This window comes from Virgisporangium aurantiacum (assembly GCF_016863635.1).
GTDB lineage: Bacteria > Actinomycetota > Actinomycetes > Mycobacteriales > Micromonosporaceae > Virgisporangium > Virgisporangium aurantiacum.
Genome location: NZ_BOPG01000069.1, coordinates 1 through 17,521, shown reverse-complemented (window position 1 = coordinate 17,521; position 17,521 = coordinate 1). Strand labels below are relative to the sequence as shown.

16 protein-coding genes are annotated in these 17,521 nt (G+C 70.2%); 3 read left to right on the top strand and 13 right to left on the bottom strand.

Annotated features, from left to right (window positions below; all coding sequences use genetic code 11):
• Nucleotides 1–2 precede the first annotated feature (2 nt).
• The 9 genes from Vau01_RS45845 to hemL are packed head-to-tail and all read right to left on the bottom strand — an operon-like array spanning nucleotide 3 to nucleotide 8,664.
• The gene (locus Vau01_RS45845) at nucleotides 3–626 is read right to left on the bottom strand and encodes a UbiX family flavin prenyltransferase (RefSeq protein WP_204006757.1); all 624 of its coding nucleotides are present in this window, start codon (nucleotides 624–626) and stop codon (nucleotides 3–5) included.
• Complete coding sequence (mqnP, locus tag Vau01_RS45840) at nucleotides 626–1,495, bottom strand: menaquinone biosynthesis prenyltransferase MqnP (protein WP_239152379.1); 870 nt, start codon at nucleotides 1,493–1,495, stop codon at nucleotides 626–628. Before mqnP ends, Vau01_RS45845 begins: the two co-directional genes overlap by 1 nt.
• Nucleotides 1,488–2,948 carry a menaquinone biosynthesis decarboxylase gene (locus tag Vau01_RS45835; protein WP_204006752.1) on the bottom strand — a complete coding sequence of 487 codons (1,461 nt, stop codon included), beginning with the start codon at nucleotides 2,946–2,948 and terminating at the stop codon, nucleotides 1,488–1,490. Before Vau01_RS45835 ends, mqnP begins: the two co-directional genes overlap by 8 nt.
• 25 nt (nucleotides 2,949–2,973) lie before the next feature.
• Nucleotides 2,974–3,921, bottom strand: coding sequence for a c-type cytochrome biogenesis protein CcsB (gene ccsB, locus Vau01_RS45830; RefSeq protein ID WP_204006751.1), 948 nt, complete (start codon nucleotides 3,919–3,921; stop codon nucleotides 2,974–2,976).
• Nucleotides 3,845–5,443 (bottom strand): cytochrome c biogenesis protein ResB, encoded by a 1,599-nt coding sequence (gene resB, locus Vau01_RS45825; protein ID WP_204006749.1) that lies wholly within the window; start codon nucleotides 5,441–5,443, stop codon nucleotides 3,845–3,847. The genes ccsB and resB overlap by 77 nt, the downstream gene beginning before the upstream one ends.
• Nucleotides 5,440–6,189, bottom strand: a complete 750-nt coding sequence (locus Vau01_RS45820) for a cytochrome c biogenesis CcdA family protein (protein WP_204006852.1) — start codon at nucleotides 6,187–6,189, stop codon at nucleotides 5,440–5,442. Before Vau01_RS45820 ends, resB begins: the two co-directional genes overlap by 4 nt.
• A gap of 5 nt (nucleotides 6,190–6,194) precedes the next feature.
• A complete protein-coding gene (locus Vau01_RS45815; protein WP_204006747.1) occupies nucleotides 6,195–6,692 on the bottom strand; it encodes a TlpA disulfide reductase family protein in 498 nt (165 codons plus the stop codon).
• A 2-nt stretch (nucleotides 6,693–6,694) separates the two neighbouring features.
• Nucleotides 6,695–7,339, bottom strand: a complete 645-nt coding sequence (locus tag Vau01_RS45810) for a histidine phosphatase family protein (RefSeq protein WP_204006745.1) — start codon at nucleotides 7,337–7,339, stop codon at nucleotides 6,695–6,697.
• Entirely contained in the window at nucleotides 7,336–8,664 is a 1,329-nt protein-coding gene (gene hemL, locus Vau01_RS45805) for a glutamate-1-semialdehyde 2,1-aminomutase (protein ID WP_204006851.1), read from the bottom strand. The genes Vau01_RS45810 and hemL overlap by 4 nt, the downstream gene beginning before the upstream one ends.
• A 118-nt stretch (nucleotides 8,665–8,782) precedes the next feature.
• On the opposite strand from hemL, the gene Vau01_RS45800 reads away from it, so the two are divergent.
• The gene (locus Vau01_RS45800; RefSeq protein WP_204006743.1) at nucleotides 8,783–9,103 is read left to right on the top strand and encodes an STAS domain-containing protein; all 321 of its coding nucleotides are present in this window, start codon (nucleotides 8,783–8,785) and stop codon (nucleotides 9,101–9,103) included.
• Here Vau01_RS45800 and Vau01_RS45795 read toward each other — a convergent pair.
• Nucleotides 9,100–9,672 carry a response regulator gene (locus Vau01_RS45795; protein WP_204006742.1) on the bottom strand — a complete coding sequence of 191 codons (573 nt, stop codon included), beginning with the start codon at nucleotides 9,670–9,672 and terminating at the stop codon, nucleotides 9,100–9,102. The two genes, Vau01_RS45800 and Vau01_RS45795, sit on opposite strands and share 4 nt — an antisense overlap.
• Nucleotides 9,669–14,093, bottom strand: coding sequence for a HAMP domain-containing protein (locus tag Vau01_RS45790; RefSeq protein WP_204006740.1), 4,425 nt, complete (start codon nucleotides 14,091–14,093; stop codon nucleotides 9,669–9,671). The genes Vau01_RS45795 and Vau01_RS45790 overlap by 4 nt, the downstream gene beginning before the upstream one ends.
• A gap of 113 nt (nucleotides 14,094–14,206) precedes the next feature.
• Between Vau01_RS45790 and Vau01_RS45785 the strand changes: the two genes are divergently transcribed.
• Nucleotides 14,207–16,165 carry a SpoIIE family protein phosphatase gene (locus Vau01_RS45785; protein WP_204006737.1) on the top strand — a complete coding sequence of 653 codons (1,959 nt, stop codon included), beginning with the start codon at nucleotides 14,207–14,209 and terminating at the stop codon, nucleotides 16,163–16,165.
• Here the strand turns inward: Vau01_RS45785 and Vau01_RS45780 are convergent.
• Nucleotides 16,143–16,625, bottom strand: a complete 483-nt coding sequence (locus Vau01_RS45780; protein WP_239152378.1) for a PH domain-containing protein — start codon at nucleotides 16,623–16,625, stop codon at nucleotides 16,143–16,145. The two genes, Vau01_RS45785 and Vau01_RS45780, sit on opposite strands and share 23 nt — an antisense overlap.
• A 114-nt stretch (nucleotides 16,626–16,739) precedes the next feature.
• On the opposite strand from Vau01_RS45780, the gene Vau01_RS45775 reads away from it, so the two are divergent.
• Nucleotides 16,740–17,177 (top strand): hypothetical protein, encoded by a 438-nt coding sequence (locus Vau01_RS45775; RefSeq protein ID WP_204006736.1) that lies wholly within the window; start codon nucleotides 16,740–16,742, stop codon nucleotides 17,175–17,177.
• Nucleotides 17,178–17,228: 51 nt separating this feature from the next.
• Here the strand turns inward: Vau01_RS45775 and Vau01_RS45770 are convergent.
• Nucleotides 17,229–17,521 (bottom strand): hypothetical protein (locus tag Vau01_RS45770; protein WP_204006734.1); only part of this gene is annotated, 293 nt, incomplete at its 5' end.

The following is a 17,521-nucleotide window of genomic DNA, read 5'->3' as shown; positions in this document are numbered from 1 at the left end:
GCTCAATGCGCACCGAGCTGACCGCTCCAGCGGCTGAACAACGTGTGTGGAACGCCCACGGCGTCGAGCACCTTGCCCGCGATGAAGTCGACAAGCTGCTCCGCTGACGCGGCGGCACCGGCGGCGTAGAAGCCGGGGCTGGCCGGCAGCACGGTGGCGCCGGCGTCGTGCAGGGCGATGAGGTGTTCGAGGTGGCTGCGGGTCACCGGCGTTTCCCGGGGCACCATCACCACGGGTCGCCGTTCCTTCAGGTTCACCTCGGCCGCGCGCTGCAACAGGTCCTTCGACAGGCCGAGCGCGATGCCGGCACACGACGCCGTGCTCGCCGGCACCACGAGCATGCCGCTCGTCGGGTACGAGCCCGAACTGGGTCCGGCGGCGAGGTCGCCGGCCGGCCAGTAGCGCACGTCGCCCTGCGCGGTCTTGCGGCCGATCCACGCGTCGAGGTCCGCGCGCCAGTGTGCGTCCCGGAACGGGCTCTTGGTTTCGTCCAGAATGGTCAGTCGCGCCGCGCGCGACACGATCAGGTCGACGGGTCGATCCGCGTCGAACAACGCGCGCAGAACCGCTGCCGCGTACGGGGTTCCGGACGCGCCGGTGACGCCGACGACCCACGGTTCCCGCATCAGAACGCGCTCCGCGTCACCAGGTCGGCGAGCGCGAACACGAACAGCGCGATGCCGACGAAACCGTTGGCGGTGAAGAACGCGCGGTTCACGCGGCTCAGGTCGGCGGCCTTCACGATGGAGTGTTCGTAGGCGAAGGCGACCGCGGTGAGCACCAGGCCCACCCACCACAGCCATTCGAGGTCGACGAGCGCGCCGAACCAGACGAACAGCCCGAACGTCACCACATGCACCACTGTGGACAGTGCAAGAGCAAAGGGGACGCCGTACCGCGCCGGCACGCTACGGACGCCGATCTGCGGGTCGACCTCCGCGTCCTGGCAGGCGTAGATGAGGTCGAACCCGCCGATCCACAACCCGACGGCCGCACCGAGCACGAACGCCGGCCCGGATCCCGCGAACGTTCCGGTGACCGCGAGCCAGGCGCCCACCGGTCCGACCATCTGCGCCAGCCCGAGGATCGCGTGCGGCCAGTCGGTGAACCGCTTTCCGTACGGGTAGACGACGAGCGGCACCACCGCGAGCGGCGCGAGCACCAGACACAACGGGTTCAGCAGCGCGGCGGCGACCAGGAAGACCGCCAACGCGACCACCGCGCCGATCCAGGCCGTCTGCACGCTGACCGCACCGGTGACCAGTTCCCGTTGTGCCGTACGGGGATTCCGCGCGTCGATGTGCCGGTCGATCAACCGGTTCGCGGCCATCGCGAACGTGCGGGCGCCAACCATCGCGACCGTGATGAGCACCAGGTCGACCGCGTTGAAGCCGTGCGAGCGCATGGCCACGAGCGCCGACAGGTACGCGAACGGCAGCGCGAACACCGAGTGCTCGATCGCGACCAGCTTGAGAAAGGCCCGGACCCTAGCCAATTCCGTACTCTTTCCACCGCTTGTCCACAATGGACGCAATCTCGGGTGACATCGTCGCCTCCTCCGGCCAGCCCCGGTGGTAGCCCTCGGCCGGCAGCTTACGGGTGGCGTCGACGCCCGCCTTGCCGCCCCAGAACTGCTGGTACGACGCGTGATCCAGGTGATCGACGGGGCCGCTGGTGAGCAACAGGTCGTGCGCGTAGTCGACGTTTCCGAACGCGCGCCAGGCGACCTCGCGGTAGTCGTGGACGTCACAATCGGCGTCGACCACCACGACGAGCTTGGTGAGCGACAACAGGTGTGCGCCCCAGACCGCGCTCATCACCTTCTGCGCGTGCTTCGGGTACCGCTTGTCGATGGAGACGATGAGGCAGTTGTGGAACCCGCCGGCCGCCGGCAGGTCGTAGTCGACGATGTCGGGCACCAGCATCTTGATGAGCGGTAGGAAGATGCGCTCGGTGGCCTTGCCGATCGGGCCGTCCTCCTGCGGCGGCTTCGACGTGATGATCGAGTGGTAGACGGGGTTCTTCTGCATCGTCATGCACTCGACGTGCAGCACCGGGAACGGCTCAACCGGCGTGTAGAAGCCGGTGTGGTCGCCGAACGGGCCCTCCGGCAGCCGCTCGCCCGGCTCGACGTAACCCTCCAGCACCACCTGGGCGTTCGCCGGCACCTGCAACGGAACCGTGAGGCAGTCGACCATCTCGACCCGCTCGCCGCGCAGGAACCCGGCGAACAGGTACTCGTCGATGTCGCCGGGCAGCGGCGCACTCGCCGAGTAGCTCACCACCGGGTCGCAGCCGATCGCGACCGCCACCGGCAGGCGCTGCCCCAGCCGCTCGGCCACCGCGTGGTGCGCGGTGCTGTCCTTGTGGATCTGCCAGTGCATGCCGAGCGTGTCGCGCCCGTGCTGCTGCAGGCGGTACAGGCCGAGGTTGCGCTTACCCGTCTCCGGGTGCTTCGTGTGGGTGAGGCCGTAGTTGTGGAAGATTCCGCCGTCGTCGGGCCAGGTCCACAGGCCGGGCAGCCGGCCGAGGTCGACCTCCGCGCCCTTGAAGACCTTCTCCTGGCAGGGCGCGCTCTTCACGCGCTTCGGGGGGACGGACTTGAGCTGCATCAGCTTGCCCAGGCCCTCGCGGATGCCCGACCACCCGACCGGCAGCTCCGGCTTGACCAGCGCGCCGATGCGCTGGCCGATCTCGTCGAGGTCGTCGACGCCCAGCGCCATCGCCATGCGGCGCGGGGTGCCGAACAGGTTGATGGCGACCGGCATCTCGCCCCGGGTCGGCTTCTCGAACAGCAACGCCTTGCCGCCGGCGCGCACAGTACGCGTGACGATCTCGCTCATTTCGAGCGTCGGGTCGACCGGCACCCGAACGCGGTGCAGTTCGCCGGCCTTCTCCAGCGCCGCCAGGAAGTCCTTCAGGTCGTTGTACGGAAAGCCACGCGCCATGGTGCCCAGTCTGCCAGGGCCGGTTTCACGTACCCGAGTAGCTGTGCAGGCCGGTGAAGAACATGTTCACGCCGTACTGGTTGAACATCAGCGCGGCCCAGCCCGCCAGCGCCAGGTAGGTGGCGGTGCGGCGGCGGATGCTCGGGGTGGCGCGGGCGTGGAGGTAACCGGCGTACACGACCCAGGTGATGAACGACCAGATCTCCTTCGGGTCCCAGCCCCAGTAGCGACCCCAGGCCGACTCGGCCCAGATCGCCCCGCAGATGATGCCGACCGTGAGCAACGGGAACGCGAACGCGTGGATGCGGAACGTGATGCGTTCCAACGCCTCGGCGCGGGGCGCCTTCGCGGCCAGGGCCCACGGGAAGCCGGTCCGGCCGTCCTCGTAGCCCTCCCGCAACAGGTACAGCACCGCCGACACGAACCCGACCAGCAGGCCGCCGCCGGCGGTCGCCACGGTGGTGACGTGGATCTTCAGCCACGCGGAGTTCAGCGCCGGCACCAGCGGACCGGCATCGGTGTAGACCATGCCGGCCGAGCCCAGCAGGATCACCAGCGTCGCGGTGATGAGCAGCCCGAGCGGGCGCATCGCCGGCCACTGCCGCAGCACCACCAGCCAGCTGATCGCGCCGACGAGGCACAGCACGAGCAGGAACTCGTACAGGTTGCCCCACGGCACCCGGCCGGCGGCGACCGACCGGGTCACGAGCGTCGCCGCGTGGGCGAGCACGCCGAGCACCGTGGCGGCGACGGCCAGCAGCCCGAACCGCGCACCGGCCCGCGACGGCGGCGGCTCGGAAGGCTCGACCTCCGAAGCGGAAGACCCGAGCGAACCGACCGCCACCAGGTCGCGGTTCGCGACCCGGGCGATCAGTCCCTGTGAACCGAACGCGTACTCAACCGCGTAGCACAGCATCGCCGCCAGGTACGCCAGAATCGTGACCACCAGAAGCTGGTCGGACAAGCTCGCCATCCGGTTCGGCCCCCTCCCGTGCTTCACGCACGATCGCCTCGAACTCCGCGGTGAAACCGGCGTAGTCGGTACGCGGTAGCCCACCCGCCTCGACGCCACCGGGCGTCACCCGGAAGAAGATCCGCCTCCGCCGCCCCGCCAGCGATCCGAGCAGACCCACCACCAGCAGTACAGCACCGCCCAGAACCAGCTCCTCACCCGGGTCGTGCCGCACCGAGACGGCGATCCACGGGCGGGTGGCGAGGAACTCGATCTTCGACCCGTCGGGGAGGGTGGCCGACTCGCCCTTGCGCAACGCGATCGGGCCGCCGACCTGCCGCAGCAGGCCGTTGCCGAGCTGCGCCTGGTTGATCGTGTACACCGACTGCGGGGTGCCGGCGTCGAGGCCGAGGTCGCCCATGTAGACGCGCAGCATCAGGCGCGGGTCCCGCTCGTCGGGGTGCGCCGACTTCGCCGCGTGCACGTCGTCGGGGACGGTCGGCAGGTAGACGCCGTCGAACGCCACCTGCACCTTGCCGGTGGGCCCGTAGGTCTTGTCGACCACGCCGATGTTCGCGTCGGGGAACGCGAGCACGCCCTGGCTCGTCATGGTGAGGTCGGTGGTGAGGAACGGCGCCGCGATCGTCTGTGACCGACCGGTGCGGTCGGTGTACCGGACCTCCGGCGCGTACCCGCTCGCCAGCAGGTAGGCGGTTGCCGGCCCGAGCCGCAGCGGGTTGTTGACGGCGACCGACCGCTCGCCGCTGCGCCCGTCGACCTCGTACGCCATCCGCGCCCGGTACGACTTCGGCTGCCCACTGTCCAAATAGGACGCTTTGAAGTCCACAAGGGACATACAGAACTTGGGCAGCCGCTCGCCGTCGACCCGGTTGCCCGGCACGAACTCGTCGTACTGCTGCAGGCTGTTGCACAGGCCGTCGCCCCGCACCAGGATCCGGTTGCCGTGCCACCCGTACAGCCCGCCGGCCGCCATGCCGATCAGCAGCGCCAGCAACGAGAAGTGGAACAGCAGGTTTCCGGTCTCCTTGAGGTGGCCCTTCTCGGCGCTGACCGTGTACTCGTCGCCGGATCCCCGCACCACGGCCCGGAACCGCCGCTTGCGCAGGAGGCCGTGCAACCGCTGCGCGGTTGCCGCGAGATCGCCGTCGTGGTCGATGCCATCGGCATGTTCCGGCAATCGCTCCAACCGCTTCGGGACGTTCGGGGGGACGCGGATGAGCGCGACCACGTGGTCGCGGAACCGCGGTACGAGGCACCCGACCAGCGAGACGAACAGCAACAGGTAGATCGCCGAGAACCAGACCGACGTGTAGACGTCGAAGAGCTGCAGCCGGTCGAACCACGGCGCCGAGGTCGGGTTGTTCCGCGCGTACTCGGCGACCTTCTCCGGGCTGATCCGGTTCTGCGGCAGCACCGAACCCGGGATCGCGGCGACGGCGAGCAGGAACAGCAGCACCAGCGCGGTGCGCATGCTGGTGAGCTGGCGCCAGCCGTTTCGCAGTACCCCCCAGGCCCGGCTCATACGAAGAACTCCGTAACCGGGAGGGAGACGCGCAGCCAGTCGATGAACCAGCCCCAGGCGCCGGTGACGAGGGCCAGACCGGTGAGGATCAGCAGGCCGCCGCCGATGCGGGTGACCCACCGGCTGTTGCGCCGCACCGCCCGGAACACGCCGAGCAGCCGCCGGTAGGCCAGCCCGAACGCGAGGAACGGCAGCGCCATCCCCAGACAGTAGGCAACGGCGAGGGCGACCGCGCGGGCCGTCGAACCGGTGGAGGCCAGCAGGATCATCGCGCCGAGGGTCGGGCCGGTGCACGGGATCCACGACAGCGCGAACACCACGCCGAACACGGGCGCGCCGAGCAGCCCGGCCGACGGCAGTTTCTGCATCCGCCACTCGCGCTGCAACGCGTCCGGCACGAACCCGGCGAACAGCAGACCCAGCGCGATGATGAGGATCCCGACGCCGATCTCGATCGCGCGCTGGTGCCGGTACAGCGTCGACCCCGCCTGCGAGGCGAGCACCGCACCGAGAATGAACACCACGCCGACGCCCGCGATGAACAGCAGGACACCGGCGGCGATCCGGCCGCGCCGGTGGCCGGCGTCGAGGTCGGCGCCGGCGAGCCCGGTGACGTAGGAGAGGTAGCCGGGCAGCAGCGGCAGCACGCACGGCGAGAGGAAGCTCAGCAGCCCGGCGACCGCGGCGACCGCGACCGCGCCGACCAGCGGGCCGCTGTCGACGATGCCGGCGAACGTCTCACCCACCGTTCTCACCCACTGCCGAGCACCTCCCGCACCGCCGCCACCAGGTCGGGCTCCAGCACCGCCGAGCGGAACGTCTTCTTCGGCTTGCCGTCCTTACCGAGGATCAGCGTGGTGGGGATGTTCACCGGCACGACGTCGAACTCCAGGGCGAGCTTGCTCTGCGTGTCGCGGATGCTCGGGAACGGCACCTTGTACTGCTCGACGAACGCCTTGGCCTGATCGACGTTCGGGTCGCGCACGTTGATGCCGAGGAACGCGACGTCGTCGCCCTTCAGGTCGTCGTACGCCTTGACCAGGTCGGGCATCTCGGCCCGGCACGGCGGGCACCACGAACCCCAGAAGTTGACGACGGTGACCTTGCCCTTGTGCCCGGCCGGGTCGTAGGTGCCGCCGGCCACCAGGTCGCCGGTGAGCACCGGCTCGTGCGGCTTCTCGTCGTTGCCGCAACCCGCCCCGGCGAACACCAGGGCGGCGGCGAGCAGGATGGCCGCGAGCAGCCGCATGGTCAGGCCCCCTTGGCCGTCCGGGCGTCCGGGTGCAGGGCGATGAGGTGTGCCGCCGGCTCCTCGTACGTGATCTTGACGACCGTGTCCCCGTCGAAGTGGATCGAGGTGAGGCTGGCCAGCGCGCACTGGCGCAGCCGCGGGTCGTGCCACAGCCGCTTGCGCTCGACGAACCGGCGCAGCGTCCAGATCGGCAACTGGTGCGAGACGCACACCGCCTCGTGCCCCCGGGCCGCGTCGCGGGCCGACTCGACCGCGCCGAACATCCGCGCCGCGATCTTCTTGTAGGGCTCGCCCCACGATGGTGTGAACGGGTCGCGCAGCATCCACCAGTTCCGGGGATGCTTCAGCGCGCCGTCGCCGACACCGAACTCCTTGCCCTCGAACTTGTTGACGCTCTCCAGCAGCCGCTCGTCGAGTTCGGGTGTCACCTTGAACCGGGCGGCGAACGGCTCGGCCGTCTCCTGCGCGCGTTCCAGGGGCGAGGAGACGATGTGCGTGACGTCGTTGTCGACGAGCGCCTCGGCGGCCGCCTTCGCCATCTGGCGGCCGAGTTCGGAGAGCTTGAACCCGGGCAACCGGCCGTACAGGATCTTGTCGGGGTTGTGGACCTCGCCGTGGCGCAGCACGTGAACGACCGTCCTCATGCGCGTCCCTCAAAAGCCTCCGCGGCGGCCGAAGCCGCCGCGGGCAGTGCCCCCGCGATCACCTCGATCGCCTCGGCGTCGAGCGCGGCGCTGACGAACCAGGCCTCGAACGCGCTCGGCGGCAGGTACACGCCCCGGTCGAGCATCGCGTGGAAGAACGCCTTGAACGCGGCCACGTTCTGGGTCTTGGCGTCGGCGAAGTTCGCCACCGGCGAATCGGTGAAGAACACCGAGAACATGCTGCCCGCTGTGGAGAGGCGGTGCGGCACGCCGGCAGTGGTGAGCGCCTCGGTGACCATCTTCCCGATGGTAAACGCGGTTTCGTCAAGGCGGCCGTAGACCTCGGGAGTGCAGTTCCGCAACGTGGCCAGGCCCGCCGCACAGGCGAGCGGGTTACCGGAGAGCGTGCCGGCCTGGTACACCGGCCCGGCCGGGGCGAGCCGGCCCATGATCTCGGCCCGGCCGCCGAACGCCGCCGCCGGCATGCCGCCGCCCATGACCTTGCCGTAGGTGTACAGATCGGCGTCGACCGGGTCGATCCCGTGCCAACCCGCGCGGCTCACCCGGAACCCGGTCATCACCTCGTCGACGATCAGCAGCGCGCCGTTGGCGTGGGCGATGCGGGCCAGCGCCGCGTTGAACCCGTCGTGCGGGGCGACCGCGCCCATGTTGCCGGCCGCGGCCTCGGTGATGACCGCCGCGATGCCCGCGCCATGCTCGGCGAAGGCCGCTTCGACTGCGCCGACGTCGTTGTAGGGCAGCACGATCGTGTCGGCCGCGCTCGCGCCGGTGACGCCGGGAGTGTCGGGCAGGCCGAGCGTCGCGACGCCGGAACCGGCGCTCGCCAGGAGCGCGTCGACGTGGCCGTGGTAGCAGCCGGCGAACTTGACGATCTTCGTTCGGCCGGTGAAGCCGCGGGCCAGCCGGATCGCCGTCATCGTGGCCTCGGTGCCGGAGTTGACCAGGCGCACCTGCTGCACCGGAGTGCGGGCGACGATCTCCTCGGCGAGCTCGACCTCGCCCGGTGTCGGCGTCCCGAAGCTGGTGCCCTTGACGGCCGCGGCCGTGACCGCCGCGATCACCTCGGGATGCGCGTGACCCAGGATGAGCGGGCCCCACGAGCACACCAGGTCGACGTAGCGGTTGCCGTCGGCGTCGTACATGTGGCAGCCCTCGCCGCGCACCATGAACCGGGGCGTGCCGCCCACCGCCTGGAATGCGCGCACGGGAGAGTTCACCCCACCCGGCACGATGGCCCGGGCACGGGCGAACAATTCTGCGCTGGCGCTGGTTCGACTTTCCACGGTGCGCCCATTGTGACCCACGAACGGGGGATCACCGATCGGGGCCTCGCCGGTGCGCACTAAGTCACTTCCGGGCCACTTCCGGGGCTACCGGGCGGCCCGACCTGCCGCCCCCGATGCGCCAGGTTAAGCTTCCGACGTGGATCGGCCGGATCTCAGTATCGCTGTGGAGCGAACGGCTGCCGAGGCAGTCGTCAAGCTGGCAGGCGAGATCGACATGTCCACGGTTCAGCGACTGTCCAAAGTGGTCGGCGACATGCTCGCGAACGAGCCGCCGCCGCGCGTGGTGCTCGACCTGAGCGAGGTCACGTTCTGCGACTCGCAGGGCCTCGGCACGCTGGTGGTGCTGAGCCGCAAGGCCGGGCTGGTGCAGAGCCATCTCGTGCTCACCAACGTGGGCGACTTCCTGCTGCGCGTGCTCGACATCACGGGCCTGCGCGGCGCCCTCATGATCAATTAAATTCCCAGGTGACGTTGCGCCCGGTCGAGGGCGGCCAGCGCGCGGTCGAGTTGCGCCGGCAACAGGTCGCCGCCCGTGGTCTCGGTGCTGTTCAGCGCCGTCAACGCCTCGCCGACCGCCACGCCGGCCGCCCGCATGGCGTTGTCGCGCACCCGGGCCGCCTCCCCCTGCGCCTGCAGCTGCTCGGTCTTCGCCCACAACTCGACGAACACCGACACCTTCGCCCGCAGCACCCACGGGTCGAACGGCTTGGTGAGGTAGTCGACGGCACCGACCGCGTACCCCCGCATCGCGAGGTGGGAGTCGCGGTCGGCGGCCGTCAGGAAGATGATCGGGACGTGCCGCGTGCGCTCGCGCCGCTTGATGTGCCGGGCGGTCTCGAAGCCGTCCATGTCGGGCATCTGGGCGTCAAGCAGGATCAGCGCGAAGTCCTCCACCAGAAGGTGTTTCAGCGCCTCCTCGCCGCTGTGCGCGGCGACGGTCTGCACCGGAAGGCCCTGCATGATCGCCTCCAGGGCGAGCAGGTTGTCCTTCCGGTCGTCGACCAGCAGTACCCGGGCCACCGTCATGAGGAGCGCCGCCCGGTCACCCAGCCGGCCATGGTCTCCAGCAGTTCGTCGAGGTCGACCGGTTTGGTGATGTAGTCGCTGGCGCCGGCCGCGAAGCTCGACTCCCGGTCACCCGGCATCGCCTTCGCAGTGAGGAAGACGACCGGCAGATCGGCGAAGCGCCGGTTGCGGCGTATCGCCCGGGTGGTCTCGTTGCCGTCCATTTCGGGCATCATTGCGTCCATCAATACCACGTCGACCTCCGGGTGCTCGGACAGGAGCCGTACGCCGTCGGCGCCGTTGTCGGCGTAGAGCACCGTCATTCCGTGCATCTCCAGCGCGCTGGTCAGGGCGAACACGTTGCGGACGTCGTCGTCGACGATCAGCACCGTGGCACCGTCGAGTTGCTGGGCGGCGGAGGTGGCCCGGCGGTCGCCGTCCTTGATCGGACGCAACGGGCTCGGCGCGGCGCGCAGCGGCGGCGGCACCGGTAGCGCCGGCAACGACGCGGGAAGCCCGCCGAGGATCGGGGTGGCCGGTGCCGCGCCGTCGTACGAGCCGGGCACCGGAAGCAGGTCGGTGCGCAGCACGTCGGGGAGGTACAGGACGAACGTCGACCCCTCGCCGAGCGACGACGACACCTGGATCACGCCGCCGAGCAGCCGGGCCAGCTTCATGCAGATCGACAACCCGAGGCCGGTGCCGCCGTACTTGCGGCTGGTGGTGCCGTCGGCCTGCTGGAACTCCTCGAAGATGAGCGAGAGCTTGTCCTGCGAGATGCCGATTCCGGTGTCGGCAACCGAGAACGCGATCACGCGCCGGGCGCCGTCGAGGGCCGGGACGTCGAACTGGGTGTCGGCCGCCGCGAGCGCGATCGACAGCTCCACCGAACCGGTGTCGGTGAACTTCACCGCGTTCGACAGCAGGTTGCGCAGCACCTGTTGCACCCGCTGCGGGTCGGTGACCATCACCGGCGGCAGGTCGCCGGCGATGTTGACCGTGAAGTCGAGGCCCTTCTCCTCGGCCTGCGGCCCGAACGCCTGCTCCACGTAGGAGCGGACGTCGTCGAACGCCACCTCGCCCGGCTCGACGTCCATGCGACCCGCCTCGATCTTCGACAGGTCGAGGATGTCGTTGATGAGGCCGAGGAGGTCGGAGCCGGCGCTGTGGATGGTGCGGGCGAACTCGGTCTGCTTGCCCGTGAGGTTGTGGTCGGTGTTCTCGGCCAGCAGACGCGAGAGCAGCAGCATCGAGTTGAGCGGCGTCCGCAGTTCGTGGCTCATGTTGGCCAGGAACTCCGACTTGTACTGCGACGCCTGCGCCAACTGCTGCGCCTTCTCCTCCAGGCCGAGCCGGGCCATCTCGATCTCGCGGTTCTGCATCTCGATGCTGGCCTTCTGCTCCGACAGCAGCGCCGCCTTCTCCTCCAGCTCGGCGTTGGTGCGCTGCAGTTCGGCCGACTGGTCCTGCAGTTCCAGGGCCAGCCGCTGCGACTGCGAGAGCAGTTCCTCCGTGCGCCGGTTCGCCAGGATCGTCTTGAGCGCGACGCCGATCGTGACCACCAGCCGGTCGAGGAAGCTCAGGTGCAGTTCGCTGAACGCGGCCACCGAGGCGAACTCCATGACGCCCAGCGGCTCGCCCTCGAACAGCACCGGCAGCACCACGAGGTCGGCCGGCGGTGTCGCCGCGAGTCCGGAACGGACCACCAGCCGGCCGTCCGGCGGCGCGCTGACCCGGATCGCCCGCCGCGACATCGCGGACTGCCCGACCAGGCCCTCACCGGGTGCGAACGTGATCGGGTGGTCCGGAGCGGCGTAGCCGTAGCTGGCGCCCAGCCGCAGCCGGAACGCGCCGTCGTCGGTGGAGCCGGCCAGGAAGAACGCGCCGATCTGCGCGTCGACCAGCGGGGTGACCTCGGTCATGATCATGCGGGAGACCTCGTCGAGGTCGCGCTGGCCCTGCAGCAGGCCGCCGATGCGGGCCAGGTTCGAGTCGAGCCAGCCCTGCTCCGCGTTCTTCTTCGTGGTCTCGCGGAGCGTCACGATCATCTGGTTGATGTTGTCCTTCAGCTCCGCGACCTCGCCCTGCGCCTCGACGGCGATGCGCTGGGTCAGGTCACCGCGGGTCACCGCCGTGGACACCTGGGCGATCGCGCGCAGCTGCGTGGTGAGCGTGGAGGCGAGCTGGTTGACGTTCTCGGTGAGGTCCTCCCACGTCCCGGAGACGCCGCGGACCCTGGCCTGGCCGCCCAGCTTTCCTTCCGAGCCGACCTCGCGGGCCACGCGGGTGACCTCGTCGGCGAAGCTCGACAACTGGTCGACCATCGTGTTGACGGTGTTCTTCAGTTCGAGGATCTCGCCCTGCGCGTCGACCGTGATCTTCTGCGACAGGTCGCCCTTTGCCACGGCGGTGGTGACCTGGGCGATGTTCCGCACCTGGCTGGTGAGGTTCGACGCCATCGAGTTGACGTTGTCGGTGAGGTCGCGCCAGGTACCACTCACGCCGGTGACCTGCGACTGACCGCCCAACTTGCCCTCGGTACCCACCTCGCGGGCCACGCGGGTCACCTCGTCGGCAAACCTCGACAACTGGTCGACCATCGTGTTGACGGTGTCCTTCAGCTGCAGGATCTCGCCCTGCGCCGCCACCGTGATCTTCTGCGACAGGTCGCCCTTCGCCACCGCCGTACCGACCTGGGCGATGTTCCGGACCTGCGCGGTGAGGTTCGACGCCATGTAGTTGACGTTGTCGGTGAGGTCGCGCCAGGTGCCGGAGACGCCGGTGACCTGTGCCTGGCCGCCCAGCTTGCCCTCGGTGCCCACCTCGCGGGCCACGCGCGTGACCTCGTCGGCGAAGCTCGACAACTGGTCGACCATCGTGTTGACCGTGGACTTCAGCTCCAGGATCTCGCCGCGGGCGTCCACCGTGATCTTCTGCGACAGGTCGCCCTTCGCGACCGCGGTTGCCACCTGGGCGATGTTGCGGACCTGCGCGGTGAGGTTCGAGCCCATGTAGTTGACGTTGTCGGTGAGGTCGCGCCAGGTGCCGCTCACGCCCTTCACCTGGGCCTGGCCGCCGAGCTTGCCCTCGGTGCCCACCTCGCGGGCCACGCGCGTGACCTCGTCGGCGAAGCTCGACAACTGGTCGACCATCGTGTTGACGGTGTTCTTGAGCGCGAGGATCTCGCCCTTCGCGTCCACCGTGATCTTCTGCGACAGATCGCCCTTCGCGACCGCGGTGGTGACCTGGGCGATGTTCCGCACCTGGCCGGTGAGGTTCCCGGCGAGCTGGTTGACGTTCTCGGTGAGGTCGCGCCAGGTGCCGGCGACGCCGGACACCTGCGCCTGACCGCCGAGCTTGCCCTCGGTGCCCACCTCGCGCGCCACGCGCGTGACCTCGTCGGCGAAGCTCGACAGCTGGTCGACCATCGTGTTGACGGTGTCCTTCAGCTCCAGGATCTCGCCGAGCGCCGCCACCGTGATCTTCTGCGACAGGTCGCCCCGGGCGACCGCGGTGGCCACCTGGGCGATGTTCCGGACCTGGCCGGTGAGGTTCGACGCCATGTAGTTGACCGCGTCGGTGAGGTCGCGCCAGGTACCACTCACGCCGGTGACCTGTGCCTGACCGCCGAGCTTGCCCTCGGTGCCCACCTCGCGCGCCACGCGGGTGACCTCGTCGGCGAACACGCGCAGCGTGTCGGTGAGCGAGTTGATCGTCTCGGCGAGCTCGGCGACCTCGCCCTTCGCGGCCACCGTGATCTTCTGCGACAGATCGCCCTTCGCCACGGCGGTGACCACGGTCGAGATCGACCGCACCTGACCGGTGAGGTTCGCGGCCATCGTGTTCACCGCGTCGGTGAGGTCCTTCCAGGTGCCGGCGACGCCGCGGACCTCGGCCTGGCCGCCCAACTTGCCCTCGGTACCCACCTCGCGGGCCACCCGGGTGACCTCTTCGCCGAACGACGACAGCTGGTCGACCATCGTGTTCACGGTGCGGCCGATGCGGAGGAACTCACCGCGCAGCGGACGTCCCTCGATCTCCAGGGCCATGTGCTCGGTGAGGTCGCCGTCGGCGACAGCCGCGATGACCCGGGCAATCTCCTGGGTGGGCCGGCCCAGTTCGTCGATGAGCGAGTTCACCGCCTTGACGCGGTCACCCCAGGCGCCCTCCACGCCCTCCTCGTCGAGCCGCTCGGTCAGCCGGCCCTCCCGGCCGACGACCCGGCTGATGCGCAACAGGTCGCGGGTCTGCCGTTGCTGCATCTCGATCAGGCGATTGAACCTGTCGACCACCTCACCGGCGGCACCGGTACGGCGGCCCAACCGGACCTTCAGGTCGCCGGCAGCCACCCGATCGAGTGCATCGGTGAGTTCACGCAGGAGTGTTTCATCCGGCGTGTCGCCATCCGCTCGCGGTGACTTGACCTGGTCGACTGTGGTCATGGTGTCCCCTTTCCGGGTGTCCCACGGAGGGCGGGTACCCACCCGGCTGTAAGCCCGGCGCATGAAGCGTGCCCCGGTTGGATTGTTACAGCCAGGCAGGGGAGACTGCGACTGTGACCGCCTCGGGCGCGCCGATCGTGCGGCGTACGTTGCTGCCGGCCGAGCTTCGCTCGCCGGGTGCAGCACGGTCGATCGTGCGTGCTGTCGCCACCGAGGGTGATCTCACCGACGTGCTCGACGAGGCGCTGCTGCTCACCACCGAACTGGTCACCAACGCCGTGGTGCACGCCGCCACCCAGGTCACCGTCGAGGTGTCCGCCGACGCCACCGGGCTCACGATCACCGTGCTCGACGAGCTGCCCGGGCCGCTCCTCCCCAACACCGACGGTGATCGCGCCGAAGACGAGCGCGGCCGCGGCCTGCTGCTGGTGAACGGGATGTCGCAGCGCTGGGGAACAGTGCATCACCCGGGTGGCAAGGGCGTGTGGTTCCACCTGGCCCGGCCGGGCACGGCGGCGGCGCCGACGGCACCCGGTACCACCCCGTGGCCGACGGTCGACCCGCTGGCGGTCCTCGGCTCGCTGGCCGACAACGGCGGCCTGTCCGAGCAGCTGGAGGACATGCTCCGCCGGCTCGCCCACGCCACGGCCGCGACCAGCGCCACGATCCTGATCGACCACGGCGACGACCACGGCCCGCGCACCACCGCCGCGCTCGGCACCGGCGTTCCGCCGGACGGCAGCACCCGCGTCCCGCTGCGGCTGTCCCGCCCCTGGCGCGGCGAACTGACGCTGCACCCGGCGTACGCGGGCACCGAGCCGCTGGTGGCGCTCGCGGCCGAGCGGATCGGTCTGCTGGTGGAGAACCACCGGCTGCGCCGCGCCGACCTGGCCCGGCAGGGCTGGCTGACGTTCCTCGCCGAAGCCGGCGAACTGCTCGCCCAGTCGCTCGACGTCGAGCTCACGTTCGCGTTGATCCCGCGCCTGATCGTGCCCCGGCTCGGGCTGTGGTGCGCGGTGCACGCCCTGGGCGAAGACGGCGAACTGCGGCTCGCCACCAGCACGCACAGCGACGAGGCGTCCGTCCCGAAGCTTCTGGATCTTCTCGACGCCGCGCGGCCGCAGCTTCTCGAAGCGCTCGGCCTCGACGCGCCGGTGCCGCTCGCGGCGCCGGCCGACGGCGTGGCGGTGGCGTTGGTGGCCCGCGGCCAGCGGCTCGGCACGATCGCGGTCGGCCGGGACGCCGACGGCCGGCAGGGCGCCGACGAGATCGCCGCGATCGAGGACTTCGCCCGGCGCGCGGCCGTGGCCATCGACAACAACCGCATCTACGCCGAGCGACGCGCGATCGCCACCGCGCTACAGCGCTCGCTGCTTCCGCCGCAACTGCCCGAGATCGAGGGTGTCGACCTCGGCGCCGAGTACGTGCCGGCCGGCTCCTACTCGACCGAGGTCGACGTGGGTGGCGACTTCTACGACATCGTCGGGCTGCCCGACGGCCGGTGGCTCGTGGTGATCGGCGACGTGTCGGGCAAGGGTGTGCAGGCGGCGATCGTCACCGGGCTGGTCCGCGACGTCACGCGGGCGCTGGTGCGCGACGGCCGGCCGATCGCGGAGACGCTGAGCCGGCTCAACGAGACGCTGGTCGAGCGGGGATCCGGCCGGTTCTGCACGCTGGCACTGGCGGTGCTCGCCCGGCGTCCGGACGGCGTGGTCGACGTCGCGCTGCACCTGGCCGGGCACGATCAGCCGGTGCTGGTGCACCCGGACGGGCGCACCCGGCTCGTCGGGCGCTGCGGCACCGCGCTCGGGCTGCTGCCGGTGGTCAAGTCGCCGGTCGAGCAGGTGCAGCTCAACGCCGGCGACATGCTGATCTTCACCACCGACGGCGTCACCGAGCGGCGGCACCGGGGCGTGCTGTTCGGCGTCGACCGGCTCCGGGCCGAGGCGTCGACGCTGGCCGGGTTCCCGGCCGAGGTGGTGGCCGCCCGGCTGCGCACCGCCGCGGTGACGTTCTCCCCCGAGCCGCCCCGCGACGACATCGCGGTGCTCACCGTTCGGATAGAAACCTGACGCTCATCGCCCGCAGCGTGCCGGCGACCTCGTCGCACGGCGTGTTCAGCTCGTTCACGCTGAAGAAGTACAACTGGTCGCCCGCGTCGAGTTCGAGGACCTGGCTGCGCAGCAGCATGCCGCGCCGGGCGTCGACCCGGATGCGGTCGATCTGCTCCCACGGGATCAATCGCCGGCCGGCGAAGCCCGTCACCACCGTGACGCCGGGCGGACCCGCCGCCAGCCGCACCGGCGCGATCACGTCACGCAGGCCGAGCACAAGCAGCAGCGCCGCCGCGATACCGACCACGATCAGCTGGCCGGGATCGCGGAATCCGATCGCCGCAGCGAGCACGAAGATCGCGGCGCCGGCCCATTTGCCCACCGTGAGGCGCATGTCGACCCGCCAGGTCGCCTCGGTGGGTATCGGTGTTTCGCTCTCGCCCGGAGGGGGATCCGGCATCGGGGCGCGTAGGTCCACGCGGTCAGCCTATCGGCCGGACATTTAAGAGCCAGCTAAGTTGATCACCGCACCGCGTGTGCGATCCGGAGAACAGGCCGCAGCCTGCGCGGCGAGCGGGTCGTTACCCGTGACATGGAGCCGCGAGCCAAGACCCGACGCCTGCTCGACCGCCTCGTCGCAGCAGCCAAGCGGACGGGCGCAGACGCCGCAACGGTCTGCCGGCACCTGCCGATCCTGCACAGTTGCCTGCCGAAGGACGACGAGCCGGTGCTCGTCGCACGCGCCAGCCGTCCCGGTGACCGGGCCAGTTATCTGCTGCTGCTCACCAACCGCCGGCTGGTCGTCACCCGGGAGACCCGGGTGCTGCGCCGCCAGCACCTGCACCTGAATGCCGACCCGCGCCACCTGATGGACGTGATCTGGACGCCGGAGCCGCAGCTGGGCGCGATCGCGCTGTCGGCGACCGCCATCGACGGCGTGCGGGAGCACTTCTGGATCCGTACGGCCGCGGTCGAGGCGTCGGCCGCGGCGCTGCACCGTGTGTTCGGGCGCGAGCCCGTGTTCGTCTGAGCGTGTGGCTCTTACGCCGCGCTTCTCTTACGCCGCGTTGCTCTCGACGCCTTATGCCGCGTTCGGAAATGCCTCATCGGTCGGGAACGCTTCGCGGAGGACCATTCGCAACTGGGCCTCGTTGGCCACGGTTGCTGAGCGTCCCCTCGAAAGCCGCAGTTCGAGGCCGCGCCCCCGCCGCCCGGCGCGCACGGCCGCGGCCGCGAGCACCAGCGTCACGCCCTCGTCAAGGGCGGCCACCCGGACCAGGTCGACCACGATCGGACTCGCCGCATCGGCGTCCAGTTGCGCCAGCGCCTGGTTGAGCTTCGGCGCGATCGACCCGTTCAGCGGCCGATCGGCCC